General features: G+C 48.8%; 19 protein-coding genes. 13 read left to right on the plus strand and 6 right to left on the minus strand.

Features of this window, described 5'->3' with window-relative positions; translation table 11 throughout:
- Positions 1–15 precede the first annotated feature (15 nt).
- Both KNP87_RS11910 and KNP87_RS11915 read left to right on the plus strand, forming a co-directional pair.
- Entirely contained in the window at positions 16–867 is an 852-nt protein-coding gene (locus tag KNP87_RS11910) for a PPK2 family polyphosphate kinase (RefSeq protein WP_026834269.1), read from the plus strand.
- Positions 868–1,019: 152 nt separating this feature from the next.
- The gene (locus KNP87_RS11915; protein ID WP_028107224.1) at positions 1,020–1,358 is read left to right on the plus strand and encodes a zinc ribbon domain-containing protein YjdM; all 339 of its coding nucleotides are present in this window, start codon (positions 1,020–1,022) and stop codon (positions 1,356–1,358) included.
- A 42-nt stretch (positions 1,359–1,400) separates the two neighbouring features.
- Here KNP87_RS11915 and KNP87_RS11920 read toward each other — a convergent pair whose 3' ends face one another.
- The 3 genes from KNP87_RS11920 to garR form a co-directional block, all read right to left on the minus strand.
- On the minus strand, positions 1,401–2,744 hold the full coding sequence (locus tag KNP87_RS11920) for a GntP family permease (RefSeq protein WP_026834267.1): 1,344 nt from the start codon (positions 2,742–2,744) through the stop codon (positions 1,401–1,403).
- Between the two features lie 86 nt (positions 2,745–2,830).
- The gene (locus KNP87_RS11925) at positions 2,831–4,270 is read right to left on the minus strand and encodes a four-carbon acid sugar kinase family protein (protein ID WP_214721809.1); all 1,440 of its coding nucleotides are present in this window, start codon (positions 4,268–4,270) and stop codon (positions 2,831–2,833) included.
- 3 nt (positions 4,271–4,273) lie between these two features.
- Positions 4,274–5,164 carry a 2-hydroxy-3-oxopropionate reductase gene (gene garR / locus KNP87_RS11930; RefSeq protein WP_028107222.1) on the minus strand — a complete coding sequence of 297 codons (891 nt, stop codon included), beginning with the start codon at positions 5,162–5,164 and terminating at the stop codon, positions 4,274–4,276.
- A 186-nt stretch (positions 5,165–5,350) separates the two neighbouring features.
- On the opposite strand from garR, the gene KNP87_RS11935 reads away from it, so the two are divergent.
- From KNP87_RS11935 to KNP87_RS11970, 8 genes are all read left to right on the plus strand, one after another.
- Positions 5,351–5,968 (plus strand): GntR family transcriptional regulator, encoded by a 618-nt coding sequence (locus KNP87_RS11935; protein WP_214721810.1) that lies wholly within the window; start codon positions 5,351–5,353, stop codon positions 5,966–5,968.
- Between the two features lie 127 nt (positions 5,969–6,095).
- Positions 6,096–6,521 (plus strand): DMT family transporter, encoded by a 426-nt coding sequence (locus tag KNP87_RS11940; RefSeq protein ID WP_214721811.1) that lies wholly within the window; start codon positions 6,096–6,098, stop codon positions 6,519–6,521.
- 12 nt (positions 6,522–6,533) lie between these two features.
- On the plus strand, positions 6,534–7,202 hold the full coding sequence (locus tag KNP87_RS11945) for a Crp/Fnr family transcriptional regulator (protein WP_026834263.1): 669 nt from the start codon (positions 6,534–6,536) through the stop codon (positions 7,200–7,202).
- A 12-nt stretch (positions 7,203–7,214) separates the two neighbouring features.
- Positions 7,215–7,685, plus strand: a complete 471-nt coding sequence (locus KNP87_RS11950; protein ID WP_214721812.1) for a DMT family transporter — start codon at positions 7,215–7,217, stop codon at positions 7,683–7,685.
- Between the two features lie 3 nt (positions 7,686–7,688).
- The gene (locus tag KNP87_RS11955) at positions 7,689–8,390 is read left to right on the plus strand and encodes a YjjG family noncanonical pyrimidine nucleotidase (protein ID WP_214721813.1); all 702 of its coding nucleotides are present in this window, start codon (positions 7,689–7,691) and stop codon (positions 8,388–8,390) included.
- Positions 8,387–9,358 (plus strand): Gfo/Idh/MocA family protein, encoded by a 972-nt coding sequence (locus tag KNP87_RS11960; protein ID WP_214721814.1) that lies wholly within the window; start codon positions 8,387–8,389, stop codon positions 9,356–9,358. Before KNP87_RS11955 ends, KNP87_RS11960 begins: the two co-directional genes overlap by 4 nt.
- A 115-nt stretch (positions 9,359–9,473) precedes the next feature.
- Positions 9,474–9,914 (plus strand): GNAT family N-acetyltransferase, encoded by a 441-nt coding sequence (locus KNP87_RS11965; RefSeq protein ID WP_214721815.1) that lies wholly within the window; start codon positions 9,474–9,476, stop codon positions 9,912–9,914.
- A gap of 64 nt (positions 9,915–9,978) precedes the next feature.
- Positions 9,979–10,458 carry a GNAT family N-acetyltransferase gene (locus tag KNP87_RS11970; protein WP_214721816.1) on the plus strand — a complete coding sequence of 160 codons (480 nt, stop codon included), beginning with the start codon at positions 9,979–9,981 and terminating at the stop codon, positions 10,456–10,458.
- A 79-nt stretch (positions 10,459–10,537) separates the two neighbouring features.
- On the opposite strand, the gene KNP87_RS11975 is transcribed toward KNP87_RS11970, so the two are convergent.
- Positions 10,538–11,095 carry a hypothetical protein gene (locus KNP87_RS11975; RefSeq protein WP_214721817.1) on the minus strand — a complete coding sequence of 186 codons (558 nt, stop codon included), beginning with the start codon at positions 11,093–11,095 and terminating at the stop codon, positions 10,538–10,540.
- A gap of 78 nt (positions 11,096–11,173) precedes the next feature.
- A complete protein-coding gene (locus KNP87_RS11980; RefSeq protein WP_214721818.1) occupies positions 11,174–11,776 on the minus strand; it encodes a hypothetical protein in 603 nt (200 codons plus the stop codon).
- A 124-nt stretch (positions 11,777–11,900) separates the two neighbouring features.
- On the opposite strand from KNP87_RS11980, the gene KNP87_RS11985 reads away from it, so the two are divergent.
- The 3 genes from KNP87_RS11985 to KNP87_RS11995 all read left to right on the plus strand — a co-directional run bounded on the left by KNP87_RS11985 (position 11,901) and on the right by KNP87_RS11995 (position 14,773).
- Positions 11,901–12,953, plus strand: a complete 1,053-nt coding sequence (locus tag KNP87_RS11985; RefSeq protein WP_026834254.1) for a YcjF family protein — start codon at positions 11,901–11,903, stop codon at positions 12,951–12,953.
- A gap of 54 nt (positions 12,954–13,007) precedes the next feature.
- The gene (locus KNP87_RS11990) at positions 13,008–13,643 is read left to right on the plus strand and encodes a peroxiredoxin-like family protein (protein ID WP_214721819.1); all 636 of its coding nucleotides are present in this window, start codon (positions 13,008–13,010) and stop codon (positions 13,641–13,643) included.
- A gap of 170 nt (positions 13,644–13,813) precedes the next feature.
- The gene (locus tag KNP87_RS11995) at positions 13,814–14,773 is read left to right on the plus strand and encodes a type I phosphomannose isomerase catalytic subunit (protein WP_214721820.1); all 960 of its coding nucleotides are present in this window, start codon (positions 13,814–13,816) and stop codon (positions 14,771–14,773) included.
- A 33-nt stretch (positions 14,774–14,806) separates the two neighbouring features.
- Here the strand turns inward: KNP87_RS11995 and KNP87_RS12000 are convergent, their stop codons facing one another.
- On the minus strand, positions 14,807–16,138 hold the full coding sequence (locus KNP87_RS12000) for a sugar phosphate nucleotidyltransferase (protein WP_214721821.1): 1,332 nt from the start codon (positions 16,136–16,138) through the stop codon (positions 14,807–14,809).
- Between the last annotated feature and the right edge of the window lie 35 nt (positions 16,139–16,173).

The following is a 16,173-nucleotide window of genomic DNA, read 5'->3' on the forward strand; positions in this document are numbered from 1 at the left end:
ACGAGGGGGATTACCATGAACATCAAAAAGTACCGTGTGACACCAGGGGAATCAATCCGATTATCAGATTATCCGACGTCGGATGAAAACCGGATTGCAGAAGATGAGTTACTGGATCAGCACATTCCGAAAAGTGTCGAGGAATTAAAAGAATTGCATTGGCGTCTGCATGCCGAAGAAAAAAACGGAGTTCTCGTGATTTTACAGGCGATTGATGCCGGCGGAAAAGATGAAGCCATCAGCTATATCTTCTCGAATCTAAACGCCCAAGGGTTACGGACGCTTTCCGTCAAAAAACCGTCCGATACGGAGCAAAAGCATGACTATCTCTGGCGGATTCACGAAGGCTTGCCGGAAAAAGGCGAAGTCGGTATTTTGAACCGGTCGTATTACGAAGAGGTCATCGCACCACGGATTCATGACCTGCTGGAAGAAGAGGAAGTGCCGGACGATCAAGATGTCTGGAAGATGCGTTACCGCCAAATCAATGACTTTGAACGTTATCTTGTTGAAAACGGCTTCCGCGTCGTCAAGTTTCTGTTTAACGTCTCAAAAGACGAGCAGAAAAAACGATTACTCGAAAGGATCAAAGATCCGAAGAAAAACTTTGAGTTTTCGTTCAGTGATGTGGAAGAACGGGAGCATTGGGATGAGTATCAAGACATCTTTGCCGAGCTCGTTTCGCACACGTCAACGGAACACGCGCCTTGGCATGTCCTGCCGGCCGATGACGAATGGTTCACCCGTTACATCGTGACGGAAGTCATGAATGACGTCCTGCGTGAAATCGATCCGCAGTATCCGAAGCTGACGGACGAGGATCAGGAAAAACTCGATGAAGCGATTAAAAAATTAGAAAATGAATAAGTGTGCGAACTGACGCAGCAGTCAGTTTTCAGATGACAACGGGAGACAGACTTTAACATCTGTCTCCTTTGTTGTGCGGAAAAACGGCTTTCTTTTGCAGGATCGCTGTTATAATCAAAGGGAAGAATCGATCAAGTACTGGAGGAATCAGCATGAATGAATACCCGAACTGTCCGAACTGTGGCTCAGCGTATACATACGAAGACGGCAATGTATTGGTGTGTCCGGAATGTGCCCATGAATGGACGGCCGCCGATACAGCAGCGGCAGAAGAAGCCAACGTCATCCGGGATGCGAACGGTAATGTACTGAACGACGGTGATACGATCACGGTCATCAAGGACTTAAAAGTGAAGGGCACGTCGCTTGTCGTCAAACAAGGGACACGCGTCAAAGGAATCCGTCTCGTCGACGGGGATCATGACATCGATTGCAAGATTGATGGACTTGGTGCGATGAAGTTGAAGTCGGAGTTCGTGAAGAAAATTTAAATCAAAAGACCACCGTCGAATTTTGAACGGTGGTCTTTTGATTTAGAGTCCCGGTAGAATTCCGGTGAAGAGACTCAGGATAAATACAGTTGCAAGTGCGGTCAGTCCTGCGATGAAACCGCCGCCTGTCCATGCCAGCAAGGTTTGTGTGATCGTCAGCTTACCGAACCGGTTAACGACCCAAAAGCCCGAGTCATTTGGCAAGGAAAGTCCAATTCCGCCGGCACAAATCGCAAGACCAAGAAGAATCGGTGATACCCCAAGCTCCCCGACCATTGGCCCAAGGATACTTGACGTTGTAACGAGGGCGACGGTGGCGGACCCGAGTGACGCCCGTAAGATTTGTGAAAAGATGAAGGCAAGCAGGAGGACCGGAATGCTCCAGTCTTGCATGGTCGTAATTAAGTGATCTCCGATGCCACTGTTGTTAATGACAGCTCCGAATGCGCCACCTGCTCCGGTAATCAAGATGATGATCCCGGCTGAACTGATGGCTTCTGAATACAAGCGGGTATTGGGAATCGAGATGTAAGGACGCAATAGGATGACAGCAGCAAATACACTGATTAACAAGGCAACATTTTTTTCACCGATGAATCCAAAAAAGCTGGCGATGGACGTGCCCGGAAAGAGTAACTGTGAGACTGTATTCAGTAAAATCAAGACGATGGGTAAAGCCAACATGAAGAAGCTCAATCCTGTACCGATTTCTTTTTTCGGCAAATCAGCCGGATCAACGGAAAGCTCTTCGATGTCGCCGGAATGTTTGATGCGTTTGCCGATGAACATGCCGTATAAGTAACCTCCGACTAAGGTAGCCGGAATTGCAACGATGATACCGTACAAAATAAAGAAGCCGAGTTCGGATCCTGTATTTTCTGCGACGACTAGTGGTCCCGGTGTCGGGGCAATCATGTTGTGAGAGACAATCAAGCCGACACCAAGCGCAGTGACGAAACTGACGACGGAGATCCCTGTTTTGGAAGAGAGAGACCGGATCAAACCACTTAAAATAACGAAGGCTGCATCAAAAAAGACCGGAATCGAAACAGCGGTACCCGTTAAAGCGAGACCAGCGGACGATTTTTTAGTCCCGAAGACATTCAAGACAGCTTGAGCAATTTTTTCGACGGCTCCGGAAGCACCAAGAAACTGACCGAAGATGACGCCGAGTCCGATCAGGATGCCGACACCAGCCAAGGTATTCCCGAAGCCGGTCGTGACGACAGAAGCCACTTCTTTGACGGGCATGCCGATTGCTAAAGCCGTCAAGATGGAAATGGCAACAAGGGCAAGGAATGGCTCAATCTTAAGTTTCAGGATGGAAAAGAACAGTAAAGCGAGTGACAGAATAAAAATGACGACCAATAGATTACCCGTAACCATGAAAATCTCTCCTTCATGTCATGAATTCATATCAGGTGATCCAATCAGAAGATTGACCACCACGGATGTATCCGCTTACAAAATTATCAGGTGTGAAGTGTTTCAGCTACTTCCCTCAAGGTCGTCTTTGAACCGACGTTTCCCGGGAAGATGACATACGTCAGATTCGGGAATTTACTTTCTTCCCCTGTAATCCAGACAGGAATTCCTGGTTTGATTTGACCCGCGACGGTGGCACGTTTAACTTGAAGTCCGGTTGTGCCGATATCACTTGAGGTAATGCCGCCTTTGGCGATGATGTAACTAGGACGTACGTGTAATCGGCTAACGATACTGGTTACGGCATCAGAAATCTGAATCGAAAGCTTCAGTTCATTTTCCTGTTGGTTGTCCCCCAAATCGAGGCGTTCCCGTTTTGTATAAACGGCTACCGTCTGACCCGATTGAATCAATCGTTCTGTTGTTGTGATGATCCGCTTGATTTCTTCCCGGAATTTATCGGGGAACAGAACAAGATGGACATCAAATTCAATGAAGTGGATAAAGGGACATGTCTTTAATTCCTCTAATTGTTCCGTCGTCTTTTTGACGTGAGAACCAATCATGATTAAACCACCGTGACCGTTGCCGGAAATCAATTCTTTTTTTGTCAGCAAGGGACGATTAGTTACCCCGCCGATGACCTTTGTAAAAGCAGCAGCTGTTCGGAACATAAACCGTTTTCCGGCATTCATGGCGCGAATCAGTGCAATCGTCGCGACTTTGACATCCACATAGTCCGTCGCGTTGATGATAATTTTATTAAAATCATGGACGTTCATGAGTTGATCGACCAACTGGTCAAGATTCAGCTGTCGCAAATCCGTAAGAGATAAGGAAACGACATCGTCTGCTTGGAATACACCATTTGATTTTTCTTCGGCCCATTCGCCCAGATGTGACGCAGCGTAGCCGAACGTTCGATCCTTAGCGAACTCGGTTTGACCAGCGGGGACCAATGTCTCTTCTTCAAGAACGTAATGGACATCTTCGATCGTGTAACGACCGCCTTCTTGGAAAAACGGCATGATGATTTCTCCATCATGGTAGCGATTTGACTGTTGTTCGAGCGTTTGTCGCAGAACCTCGGTTTCAAGAGGATAATGACCACGGAGTGTGGAATCGCCGCGACTGATTAAAATGAACGGTTGATAAAGTTGATCGGAAACCTGTTGAATGGTTGCCGCAATGTCTTCATGAACCTGTCGCGTTTCTTCACTTGTGAATCCCCGTGAATTCGTCAAAAGGAAGAACATCGGCTGTTCTTCCTTAAAACCGGCTTCAATGCTTTCGGCTGTCCAATCCGTGTAGACGGAAACACCGTGGACGGTCTGAACACCTGTCGGATCATCGTCGAGAACGATAATCTTGTGTTTAAACTGTCGCAACTCTTCGAAAAGTAGGTCATCCACTACTTGTGCATCCGGGAGTGCCGGAAGATTGGCCAACGTTTCAGCGGCCGGTAATGTTCGAAATGTTGAAATCATCTGTTACACCTTCCTTACTTCAACATGTGCTAATTTTTCATAATATTGAATGATGCCACCATGGTCATCCGCCGCTTTACCATCAATCTTCAAAGCATGAAAAATTTCGACAAGCTGACTGGAGAGCGGGAGCGGGACACCGATTTCATGAGCGGTTTCCATGACATTTGTCATATCTTTTAAATTGATGTCGATGCGTCCGCCGGCGACGAAGTTTCGTTCAAGAATCAAAGGGACTTTCGCATCGAGGACAGCACTGCCGGCAAGACCACCGCGGATGGCATGATACATTTTCTCAACATCGATTCCGGCTTTCGCGGCAAGCGTCAGAGCTTCTGACATGGCAGCGATGTTCAAATTAACGATGATTTGATTGGCGAGTTTGGCGGTTACACCGCTTCCGTTTTTCCCGACGAGTGTGACACTGGCACCGATGACATCAAGCAATGGCTTGACGGAATTGAAGATGTCTTCTTTTCCACCGACCATGATGGAGAGTGTTCCGTCGATTGCTTTTGGTTCACCGCCACTGACCGGGGCATCCAACATTTCAACACCACGCAGAGCGGCTTGATTCGCGATTTCAACAGAGGCAACGGGAGAGATGGAACTCATATCAATCAGGATGGTGCCTGGTGTAGCAGTGTGCAAAATACCGTTTTCTCCGAGTACAACCTGCTCGACGTGATGCGAAGCCGGCAACATCGTAATGATGACATCACATGTCGCCCCCATGTCAGCAGGAGTTCCTGAAGTTGCGCCTGCCTCGATTAATGCCTGTACACTGTCCGCGTTCAAATCATTGACGGTCACATTATAGCCTGCCTGCAATATATTCAATGCCATAGGTTTCCCCATGATGCCTAAGCCGATAAATCCAATACGAGTTGTCATATCATCAAAACTCCTTTTCAGATAAAAGATAGCGCTTTCATAAGCCTTTAACCGAAGTGTACACACTTTGTTCAATTTTGTATACAATTTATTTTAAAATGTATACAAAATAAGTTCCTTTTCTATTTCCAGTATTAAACTTATACTTTGATATAAGAGGAAAAACGAATGTAGGAGACGATTCTAGTGGGGAAAAAAACAACGCAATTGGCATATGTACAAGCATATGAATATATACGCGACCGCATATTAAGCGGAGAGCTGGAGCGTGGGACAAAATTAGTGGAAGAACGATTGGCGGAAGAAATGGGCATCAGTCGGACACCGGTCCGGGACTCGATTCGAAAGTTAGAGCAGGAAGGCTTGATTAAACAAAAACGGGTGGTAAATCCAACAGATATGGATTTACGTGATCTTTTTCAAGTCCGGATGCTGCTTGAAGGATTTGCCGCGAGCCATTGCGCGACATACATGAAGGACGAGGATTTGCAAAAATTGAAACGTTGTGTCGAAATTGGACGAACCGGTGAACTCGAAGAGGTAATGACAGCCAACAAAGAATTTCATGATCTTATCGTCGGTGCGACAAATAACCCCGTCATGATTGACATCATCGACCGTATGCAGTCGATCATCTACTTGTTCCGCAAAACGGTGGTCCTTCATAAAAGACCGTTGTTGATTGAAGAACACGATGATATTTATCAAGCTATTTTGCAACATCAGCCGGAAGAAGCGGAACGATTGATGAAGGCACATTTACAACTGGATTTGGAATTTTGTTTGAACTGGATGAAAGGATAAACGACGGGAAACGTCGTTTATCCTTTTTTTATAGAGTGGATTCTTCTCTTCAGGACAAATGTCCTTTATCATTCAGGGAGGCTTCGTTTAAATGGAAGTATGAAAATCAAGAAGAGGAGGGACAACGATGCGTGGCATTCTTTTTGCAATCAGCGGCGGTTTTTTTCTGACACTCCAAAGTGTCGCCAATGCCCGAATCAGCAACAGCATCGGGACGTGGCAAGCGGCGACCTTGACCCAGATGACCGGTTTTGTCGTCGCCTTATTGATTACGTTGATCCTGCGTGACCGGACGTTCCTGCAGATGAAAGAGGTTAAGCTGCTTTATTTATCCGGAGGAGCATTGGCTGCTGCCGTCTTATTCAGTAACATGACAGCCGTTCATTTGATGGGTGTGACGTTGACGATCTCTTTATTCCTGATTGCCCAGCTCGGCTTGGCACTGGTGATTGATTGGAACGGATGGTTCGGAATGATCAAGCGGCGGTTACAGCTGCCTCAAGTGATCGGCATTTTAATGATGATCGGCGGCGTGCTGATCTTGAAATGGTAAGGGGGAAAGAACGTGGAACAAGCACAACTGGATGAGTACTTGGCGCGGTTTCAATTGACGGAAGTGTTTGCCGGCGGGTTGCGGGAGCATTTACAACCGGTCGCTTTTCAAGCCGGAGACTGGCTGTGTCGTCAAGGAGACGCAGCGGACCGAATGTACTTGTTGCTCGAGGGGAAGCTGAAGATTACCCATATGTCAGCGACCGGAAAACGGCTCGTCTTATCGTTTAAACATCCGTTTGATCTGGTCGGCGACATCGAATACGTCCGCCGGACACCGTTGATGAATACGGTCGAAGCGGTCACACCGGTCAAAGCGGTCAGTATTTCCTATGCGGCACTGGAACAAAACGGAGCCGATAATCCGGCACTGCTCCGCTTTTTACTCGAGACGATTACGATGAAGTTTGAGCTGAAGTCGCATTCGATGAGCTTTAATCTGCTGTATCCGGTCGAAGTCCGACTCGCCAGTTACCTCTTGTCGATGACACCGGAAACACCGACGTTACCGGTCAGTGATCTCGTCGATGCGGCGGATTTGATCGGCACGAGTTACCGTCACCTCAACCGTGTCCTACGGCAATTCAGCCAGGACGGTTTGATTGAACGGACGAACCGGACGATTACGATCGTGGACCGGGACGGCTTGACGGAACGGGTCGGCGAAAGTATCTATGAGTGAGGAGGAAAGAAGATGACACTTGGAATAGTTCTGGCTTTATTCGGCGGAATGATGGTCTGTATTCAGAATACCTTTAATGCCAAGGTCAAGGAACGGGTCGGCGCATGGGCGACGACGACGCTTGTCCTCGGACTCGGATTTCTGGCCTCGCTGACGATCGGACTGCTTGTTGAAGGCGGCGGTCTTTTCTCAATGAGTGGGATGGAATCATGGTTTTGGTTCAGCGGCATCATCGGAGTCGGCGTCGTTTTGTGCGTAACGCAAGGAGTGCAACAGCTCGGACCGAGTTATGCGATTTCAATCGTCATGGTCTCGCAAATCCTGTTTGCCTTGCTGTGGGATACGCTCGGGTGGTTTGGTCTCGATCAAGTGGCATTTACGTGGACGAAAGCCGTCGGCGTTGTCCTGATTGGCGGCGGTGTTTTATTATTCCAACTCGGCGGCAAGTTAACCGAACGACGGATGTTACGAAAGGGAGCCTGACAGATGAACTACACGACATTGTTATTTGATATCGATCATACATTACTTGATTTTGATGCGACGGAACGCGCGGCCTTGCGGCAACTGTTTGAAGAGGAACAGCTCGAATGGACGGCCGAACGGGAAGCCCGTTACCGAACAATCAACCGTTCCTTATGGCAGGCACTTGAACGGGGAGAGGTAACACGGCAGGAAGTGATTACGTCACGTTTTGTGGCGTTTTTTGCCGAGCAGGGCCGGACGGTCGACGGCAGTCGAATGGATACGCGTTACCGTGCATACTTGAGTCAAGGGACGGAATTGATTGCAGGAGCAATCGAGTTGCTCGAATCGCTCAAAGGGAAGTATCGGCTGTATATCGTGACGAACGGTGTCGCGGCGACACAACATGCACGACTTAAAGGATCTGGTCTGGCGCCTTATTTTGACGGGATTTTTGTCTCGGAAGAAACCGGCTATCAAAAACCGATGCCGGCCTTTTTTGATTACGTGTTTGACCGGATCCCGGACGCGACGCGCGATCAGACGTTGATCATCGGCGACTCGTTGACGGCAGACATCCAGGGCGGCATCTCGGCAGGAATTGCGACGTGTTGGTTTAATCCCGGTCATGCCGCAGTACCTGTGGAACTGACACCCACTTATACGATTGATCGGCTCGATCAGCTCACGGCAGTACTGAAAACAAAGGAGGAAGTCCGATGAGAGTGGCGTTGATCGGTGCCGGGTTCCATGCCCGGACGAACTTATTTCCGGCAATAAAGGAAGCCGATTTTGAAATTGTTGCGGTGACGACACGCCGTCTTGAAAGTGCGGAACGGGCGTTACGCGACATCGGCAGTACCGGCCGCGCCTATATGGACTACACGCAGATGCTTGCAGAGGAACAGATGGATGCAGTCCTCATTTGTCTTCAACCGGCGGATCAGGTCGAGGTTGTCCGGTCGTGTCTGGCAGCGGGCTGTGCCGTCTACGTCGAAAAACCACTCGGCTTATCGGTTGGACAGGCGGAAGAGCTGGTCGAACTCGTCACGGATCAGGTGACAAGCGTCGGCTTCATGAAACGGTATGCACCGGTTTATACGAAACTGAAGCAAGTACTGGTCCAAAACACATACGGCGATCTTCGTTCGTTCGAATTACGATTTGCCTGTGATGCGTCCGGCTTCTGTCACGACCGAGCCGACTTTTTATCACTCGCTGCGATTCATCAACTCGATTTGATCCGCTTCTTGGCGGGCGAAGTCGCGGAAATCACCGGTGTGTCGCTTGAAGCGGACGGTGAGTTGCATCTGCAGCTGTCACTTCGGATGACAAGCGGGGCAGTCGGACAGGTGACCTTGATAAACTCTCCGCTCTATACAAGAGAAGTCGAGGAGCTGACGCTGCGCTTTGAACGGGCCGTGTGCCAAGCCACGGAAATGGAGCATTTGATCATCGAGGAAAAACAAGCACCGACATCCTGGCAGGAGCTTGAAGAACGGCAGATGTATTACCGGTCCCCGATGTCGACGATGTCCGGTGGGATGAAAGATTTGTATTTGCGCGGATTCGTCGGCGAGATGAAACATTTTCAAGCAGCGGTTCAAGGCGATGTCGTATCCCACTCCGATTTTCGGGACAACGTCAAAACGATGCAATTGATTCAAGATATTCTCGATACTGTCCGATAATGATAATAGAGAAAAGATCACGAAAGGGGGCGATCATGGTGAACATGACGCAAACAAAACAGGAAACGGGGCGCGACGCGTAACCCGCTTTTCTTAAAAAAACGGGGGAATGGATATGCAGATTGAATTACGCCCAGTCACGAACGAGAACTGGGAAGCCTGCTGTGCGCTTGAATTAACAGCGGAACAACAGGAATTTTTAGAACCGAACGTCTACTCGATTGCGCAGGCTGGTTTCGAACCGACGCTCGTCATGCGGGCGATTTATGCAGCGGATAAGTTGGTCGGATTTTTGATGTACAATTCGGAACGGGAAGAACTGGACGGCTACTGGATTTATCGACTGATGGTCGACCAACGCCATCAAGGGTCAGGAGTCGGCCGGGAAGCGATGCGGTTGTTGCTCGGGGAGATGCAACAGCTTCCGGAAGCAAAGTGTATCGTCGTTGGTTACCGTCCGGACAATCAAGCAGCGCACCGTCTGTATGCACGACTCGGATTTATCGATCACGGTGACCGCTTCGGAAAAGAGATGGCAGTCCGGTACACGTTTTAAGCAGTAAGATCTTAGCCTTGCTAAGGTCTTTTTTAAGTAAAAAATGGACAAGGAGCATAATATCATGAACATACGGGCAATGACCGCAGCCGATTATCCGGAAGTCAGTCGGATTTACCAACAGGGGATAAAGACGCAAAATGCGACGTTTCGAACGGAAGTACCGCCGTTTGACTACTGGGATGCCCATCATCACATACACAGCCGGATTGTGGCGGAAGAAGACGGGAAGGTGCTCGGATGGGTCGCGATCAGTCCCTTTTCGTCGATTCCCGCCTATCACGGGGTGGCGGAAGTCAGTCTTTATATTGACGAAGACGCACGCGGCAAAGGAATCGGTACCGCATTGATGCATGCTGTCATTGAAGCGAGTGAAGCGGCGGGCATCTGGACGTTGCACTCACAAATCTTCCCGGAAAACACTGCGAGTTTAAAGCTGCACCAGCGGTTTGGTTTCCGGGAAGTCGGCCGGCGGGAACGGATCGGACAATTGGCCGGCGTCTGGCGGGATACGGTTTTACTGGAGCGGAGAAGTCAGATGTAAAAGCAGATGAGAGGAAAAAGGGAAGACGGATGTCACATCCGTCTTCCCTTTTTGTGTGGTGAGGGCTGTTTTAACATCATCAGTTCTTTTTGGTCAGAACAAAGGCAAAAATCTGTTCACCTTTTTTCATCGTGATGTTCTCAGGACCATGAATATCGTTAAATGGATTCGACGAGAGGTTTCCACTTGCGGACAACTGACGGAGGAACAGGACATTGTAATCTTCCAGCGTGAACTCACTTGACGGATTTTGTGTGTTGACGGCATCCGGTTTTATTTTTAAAGCTTCGTGTGAACGCAGGCTCACACCATTCAAATTAGCACCAAACCGGGTATATTTGGCCGAAGAAGATTGTACGATCCGCAACGTCGAGTCATATGTTTTAGCGGGGATTTCCATTGAAAAGAGTGTCCGCTCTTTATGATTTGGTAAGTATTCGACACCTTTCAAGAGATACGCTTTCTTGAGTTTGCCTTTTAAATGAAATGCAGCGATGTCCTGATCGTTGATTTGCGCAAAGGCTTGTTCACCGGCTTTTAACTTGAGCGGTGTGACCGTTAGTGTTTCATTTTTGGGAGCAAGGCAACCGCTGAGAGAAAAAGCGGATAATAAACAGACAATCCAAAATTTTCTCATGGAAAAAACATCCTTTCTTAAAGGATTACGGTAACAAACAAAAAACGTCTTGTCGAGAAAGACAAGACGCGGATGTCATTACTTGTGATTCGATAACACGATCCCGAAAATCCGTTCACCCTTTTTAAGCGGGACGTCAGCCGGTCGGGTGACATCGTTTAAATTAAAGCCGCGAATTCCGTTATTTTTCGTCATGTGATAAACCATCAACAGATTGTACGGGGTAGCGGCAGAAGGACCGGATCGGAAATCAGCACCACGCACCATGTAATCATCAAGCTGTTTAAAGGTGTGGTCCCCTTGGACTGTCGTGTCGTCAACGTCGATGCCGAGGTGGATCTTATCGTCGGAGAAAGATTGGGCAAAGCGGACTTGCGTGTCATAGCTTTTGGGTTCAAGCTCGAGTGTAAAGAGAGACCGCTCTTTCTTATTCGGCAGGTATTCGACCCCTTTGAGCCAGTGTGTCTTTGTCAACTTTCCTTTTAACTGGACGCTGCCGATCTGTTGATTGCCAAGTGCCGCAAATTTTTCTTCACCTTCAGTGATGGAGACGGGAGAAATCGTCAGACTCGATGTGTAGTCAGCCGATGCTGCTTTTTTTGGAACGGATTCTTGTGCCTGTTCTTGATTACATCCGGTCAAGACAAGCGCTGCAAGTGGTATGTAAAGCCATTTCTTCATGAAGAACGCCTCATTTCATCTTTTTTTGGTAACATTATCCATAATTAATCGTATCGCTTTTGGGGGATGATTTCAATGGAGAACGGGAAAAGACCGACAGCAGGTATTTTCAGGAGGGATAAAGATGGATGATTTTTTTGGAGAAGGTCTTGAGACCAATGAGCAGAAACGAAAACGAAAACTCGAAGAAGTGTTTGACCAATCGTTTGAGTCGGAACGCCGCGACTTTAACCAGTCACTTGAACAGGAAGTGACCGTCGCCTTGATCGGGGACGTCAATGCGGGCAAATCCTCAACGCTGAATGCGATCCTTGGTCGGGAAGTGGCGACCGTTGGAGCAAAGCCGGGGGAAACGACGCGGATTGATCAAATCCGGCAACATCCGGAAGATAAGGTCGTCTTCGTCGATACGCCGGGACTGAACGATGCGAACAGCTTAAACTCGGACACGACATGGAAGTTTTACCAAAGTGCGGATGTCATCCTCTACTTCTTGAACGCCGCCGGAACCGTCTTATCGGAAACGGAAACAAAAAACTTCAAGAAGATTTATGCCCACAATAAAAACATCGTCATCGTCGTCACGAAAATCGATGCGACGAATGACCTCACGACGATTCTGACGCATATCGAATCGAAGTTACCGGGACCCAAAGTCGTGCCGGTCTCCGCGATGGACGGGACGAACATTGACCGTCTGCGGCGAGAGGTGCTCGACATCCTAAAAAAGTTCAACAAGGATAATCTGTTTGTTCGCGAGATCGATCCGGCGTTGCGGGGGAAAATCGCGAACAACTGGATCGTCGGAGCAGGGACCGCGGCAGGAGCGATTGGGGCCGTCCCGTTTCCGGGAGCCGACATCATTCCGTTGACATCGATTCAAATCGGGCTGATGCTGAAACTGTCGAACTTGTACGAGCGGAATCTTTCGAAGGAAAGTGCAAAGGAGTTGCTGGTCGTGACGATTGTCGGCAACTCCGGAAAAACGGCGTTCCGGCAATTGGCGAAGATGGTTCCCGGGTACGGGGCCGTCATCGGAGCCGGCGTCGCCTCGACGGCGACACTTGCACTCGGATACGGGACGAAGTACGCTTACGAAAATAAATTGGAACTGACGCCGGAAAGCTTGATGGGCTTCATCAAAAAGTTCCGCAAGAAATCAGACGGAGCAAAATAACGGACAGATTTTCCCCTCCCTGCTATGCTAGGACGAAAGTAGGGAGGGAAAGTCATGTCAACACTATTAGAAGAAATCCGCGCGTATCAAGAACAGTTTCGTCAAAAGGCACCGCAGGAAAAACAACGGTTGATGGCACAAGCGACAAATGAGTTAGCCGCATCAGACGGCGCCAAAGGATTGACTGTCGGAGATGAGGCACCCCGCTTCACATTGCCGAATGCATCCGGTCAGTCGGTGTCGTTAGAGGAGCTGCTGCAAGACGGTCCCGTCATCGTGACGTTTTATCGCGGTGGCTGGTGCCCATATTGTAATCTGGAGCTCCGGGCCTACCAACGGGAATTAGAGAAAATTGAGGCAAAAGGAGCAGCGCTTGTGGCGATCAGTCCGGAAACACCGGATCACTCGCTCTCGACACAGGAAAAAAATGACCTGGCCTTTCAGGTGTTGAGTGATGTCGATAACGTCGTCGCCCGTCAGTTCGACCTTGTGTTTGATATGCCGGACTATTTAATTGACGTGTACAAGGCATCCGGTCTTGACGTTGCCGGTCATAACGGCAACGAGGACTGGCAGTTGCCAAAACCAGCAACGTTCATCATTCAGCCGTCCGGTAAAGTTTCATTTGCGGACGTCCCGGCTGATTATACAAAACGGACAGATCCGCTGACGATCATCGAAGCGTTGTAAAAATCGCATGAACCAAGAACGAAATCCCGTCTATCATCGAGGCGGGATTTTTTTCTGTGGCGTGCCATTCTTTTGTTGATAAATGTATATAAATGGGTATAGAAAGGTAACGAATTGAAGAAATGGAGGTGGGCGTTACTCCTTTTTCAATCAAGGAGTTCGCTGTGTCTATGTATAAAATCGAGCCAGTATTCAAAGAACGGATTTGGGGTGGTCGTCGTCTTGAAGAGTTGTTTCATTTCGATTTACCGGCAGGATCAATCGGAGAATGCTGGACGGTTTCGGCACATCCGAGCGGACGAACTCCTTTAGCGGACGGTCCTTATCAAGGACAGACGCTCGATCAATTGTGGCAGACCCACCGGACAAGTTTATTTGGTCCATACGCACTGGAGGCGTTCCCTTTACACGTTAAGCTGCTCGATTCCTCCTCGTATTTGTCCGTTCAAGTCCATCCGAATGATGAAGATGCGAAACGGTTGGAAGGCGAACCGTACGGAAAAAATGAATGTTGGTATATCCTCGAGGCGGAGGAAGGAGCGGAAGTCATTGTTGGTCACCATCTGTCTTGTCGCGAAGAACTCGTGACGTGTGCGGAGCGGAAGGAATGGGATGCCTGCCTTCGTCATCAATCTGTCCAAAAAGGGGATTTCATTTACATTCCGAGTGGAACGATTCATGCCCTTGGATCGGGAATCGTGTTGCTCGAAATTCAACAAATGAGTGACCGGACGTATCGACTGTATGATTATGACCGTCTCGACGCCGATGGAAACCGCCGTGAGCTGCACCTCGAAAAAGCAATCGCCGTTACGACGATTCCGGATGAACCGTTGACCATCCGACCGATTCGAGAGACGACGGCTTCCGGAACAAAAACGACATTGTTGGAAGTCCCCTTCTTCACGGTCATCCATCATGACATCAAGGGGACGGAGTACTGCTTATCCGACAGCCCGACGTTTCGATTGCTGACCGTCGTGTCAGGTCAAGGTGAAGTATGTGCAGCTGACGGTTCCGAACAACGCCAGTTACAAAAAGGCGATCAGTATTTCATTCCCTGTTCGGCAGGAGAATACCGGATCTCCGGACAACTGGCGTGCGTGACCAGTGAGGTGTTTCCAAGTTAAAAGCACGTATCGCCTTTGCGATACGTGCCACTGTTAATTCGAACCGAGTGAAATCGGAAGCGGATAGTTGTCTTCCTCCGTCCAGTCGATGGAGTATTTGATTTCGATCATGATCAAGTCACTCAATGTTTTTAATGTATGCGGCACTTCGCGTGGAATGTGGACGACGGAAGTCGGACCAAGCAATTGATGTTGCCCATCGATGATTGCTTCGGCTTGTCCTTGAAGAATGCTCCACGTCGAGTCTGTCTGAGCATGGTAATGATGGCTGATCTGATGGTTGGCTTGGATATGCAGCCGGCGTGTCACGGCATATCGCCCGTCGTCCAATTGTTGTTGATGAAGAATCGTGGCATACCCCCAGCGTTTCCATTCAAATTGCGGAGGCAGTTCTTGATCAACAAGATAATCTTTAAGATGGGGCGTTTCCTCCTTTGACGAAACGAGGACACCATCGGGACTGACTGAAACGATTAAGTCAGTCAAGCCGATTCCGAGGACAGGAACTTGTAATTCATTGACGATATGCGTATTGGTGGAATGAATCAACCGTGCATTGCCATGAATCGAACTCGGCATTTCTTCCGTCAGGGTATTCCACGTCCCGAGATCTTTCCAGTATCCTTCATACCGATGAACAAATAAGTTGGTTGTTTTCTCGACGACGGCATAATCAAACGATGTTTTCTCAAGCGAATCATACGCCGTTCGCAATGCCTGATACGTAACAGGCACCTGTTGCTCGTTCAGTCGTTCCGTCAAGAAGTCAAGCCGGCAGGCGAAGACCCCGCAATTCCACAACGCTCCTTGATCAATCAACTCGACTGCAGTCTCCAAGGAGGGTTTTTCACGAAATTGTTGGACCGGAGACATCGTGCTTGTCGATTCAGGAATGATATAGCCGTATTTAGAAGTTGGATGAAGCGGTTCGACTCCCATTAAATGAAGCGCGTCAGGGTGAGCCTGAACGGCCGCATCGAGCGCAGAAAACCGCTGGAAAAAGGAAGCGTCGACGTAAGGATCAACCGGCATGACGATGATCGTTTCCGTTGGATCAATTCGTTCTGCCAGATAACTCGTTGCGAGCATGATGGCCGGGAACGTATCCCGCCGAGACGGTTCATGGATGACGGACACCTTGGTGCCGAGTTGATGTTCAATCGCATCGAGTTGGGCTTCCGTCGTCGTGATGACGGTCCGGTCCGCTAAACCGCTCGCTTCTAACTGTTGAAACACCCGTTCCATCATTGATTGTTTGTGTCCATCGGCATCTTCAAGAATGCGCAGGAACTGTTTGGAATTCAAATCGTTTGACAGCGGCCAAAGTCGTTTTCCGGATCCACCTGATAATAAGAGAATATACATCATCCAACACCCTTTCTGAACTGGAGGTTTTAAAG

The organism is Exiguobacterium sp. s192 (assembly GCF_018618795.1).
In the GTDB taxonomy this organism is placed as follows: Bacteria; Bacillota; Bacilli; order Exiguobacteriales; family Exiguobacteriaceae; genus Exiguobacterium_A; species Exiguobacterium_A undae.

Bases quoted from the DNA above. Each gene is read 5' to 3' on its own strand.
- KNP87_RS11910 (WP_026834269.1), top strand. From the start codon at position 16: ATGAACATCAAAAAGTACCGTGTGACACCAGGGGAATCAATCCGATTA.
- KNP87_RS11915 (WP_028107224.1), top strand. From the start codon at position 1,020: ATGAATGAATACCCGAACTGTCCGAACTGTGGCTCAGCGTATACATAC.
- KNP87_RS11920 (WP_026834267.1), bottom strand. From the start codon at position 2,744: ATGGTTACGGGTAATCTATTGGTCGTCATTTTTATTCTGTCACTCGCT.
- KNP87_RS11925 (WP_214721809.1), bottom strand. From the start codon at position 4,270: ATGATTTCAACATTTCGAACATTACCGGCCGCTGAAACGTTGGCCAAT.
- garR (WP_028107222.1), bottom strand. From the start codon at position 5,164: ATGACAACTCGTATTGGATTTATCGGCTTAGGCATCATGGGGAAACCT.
- KNP87_RS11940 (WP_214721811.1), top strand. From the start codon at position 6,096: ATGCGTGGCATTCTTTTTGCAATCAGCGGCGGTTTTTTTCTGACACTC.
- KNP87_RS11950 (WP_214721812.1), top strand. From the start codon at position 7,215: ATGACACTTGGAATAGTTCTGGCTTTATTCGGCGGAATGATGGTCTGT.
- KNP87_RS11955 (WP_214721813.1), top strand. From the start codon at position 7,689: ATGAACTACACGACATTGTTATTTGATATCGATCATACATTACTTGAT.
- KNP87_RS11960 (WP_214721814.1), top strand. From the start codon at position 8,387: ATGAGAGTGGCGTTGATCGGTGCCGGGTTCCATGCCCGGACGAACTTA.
- KNP87_RS11965 (WP_214721815.1), top strand. From the start codon at position 9,474: ATGCAGATTGAATTACGCCCAGTCACGAACGAGAACTGGGAAGCCTGC.
- KNP87_RS11970 (WP_214721816.1), top strand. From the start codon at position 9,979: ATGAACATACGGGCAATGACCGCAGCCGATTATCCGGAAGTCAGTCGG.
- KNP87_RS11975 (WP_214721817.1), bottom strand. From the start codon at position 11,095: ATGAGAAAATTTTGGATTGTCTGTTTATTATCCGCTTTTTCTCTCAGC.
- KNP87_RS11980 (WP_214721818.1), bottom strand. From the start codon at position 11,776: ATGAAGAAATGGCTTTACATACCACTTGCAGCGCTTGTCTTGACCGGA.
- KNP87_RS11985 (WP_026834254.1), top strand. From the start codon at position 11,901: ATGGATGATTTTTTTGGAGAAGGTCTTGAGACCAATGAGCAGAAACGA.
- KNP87_RS11990 (WP_214721819.1), top strand. From the start codon at position 13,008: ATGTCAACACTATTAGAAGAAATCCGCGCGTATCAAGAACAGTTTCGT.
- KNP87_RS11995 (WP_214721820.1), top strand. From the start codon at position 13,814: ATGTATAAAATCGAGCCAGTATTCAAAGAACGGATTTGGGGTGGTCGT.
- KNP87_RS12000 (WP_214721821.1), bottom strand. From the start codon at position 16,138: ATGTATATTCTCTTATTATCAGGTGGATCCGGAAAACGACTTTGGCCG.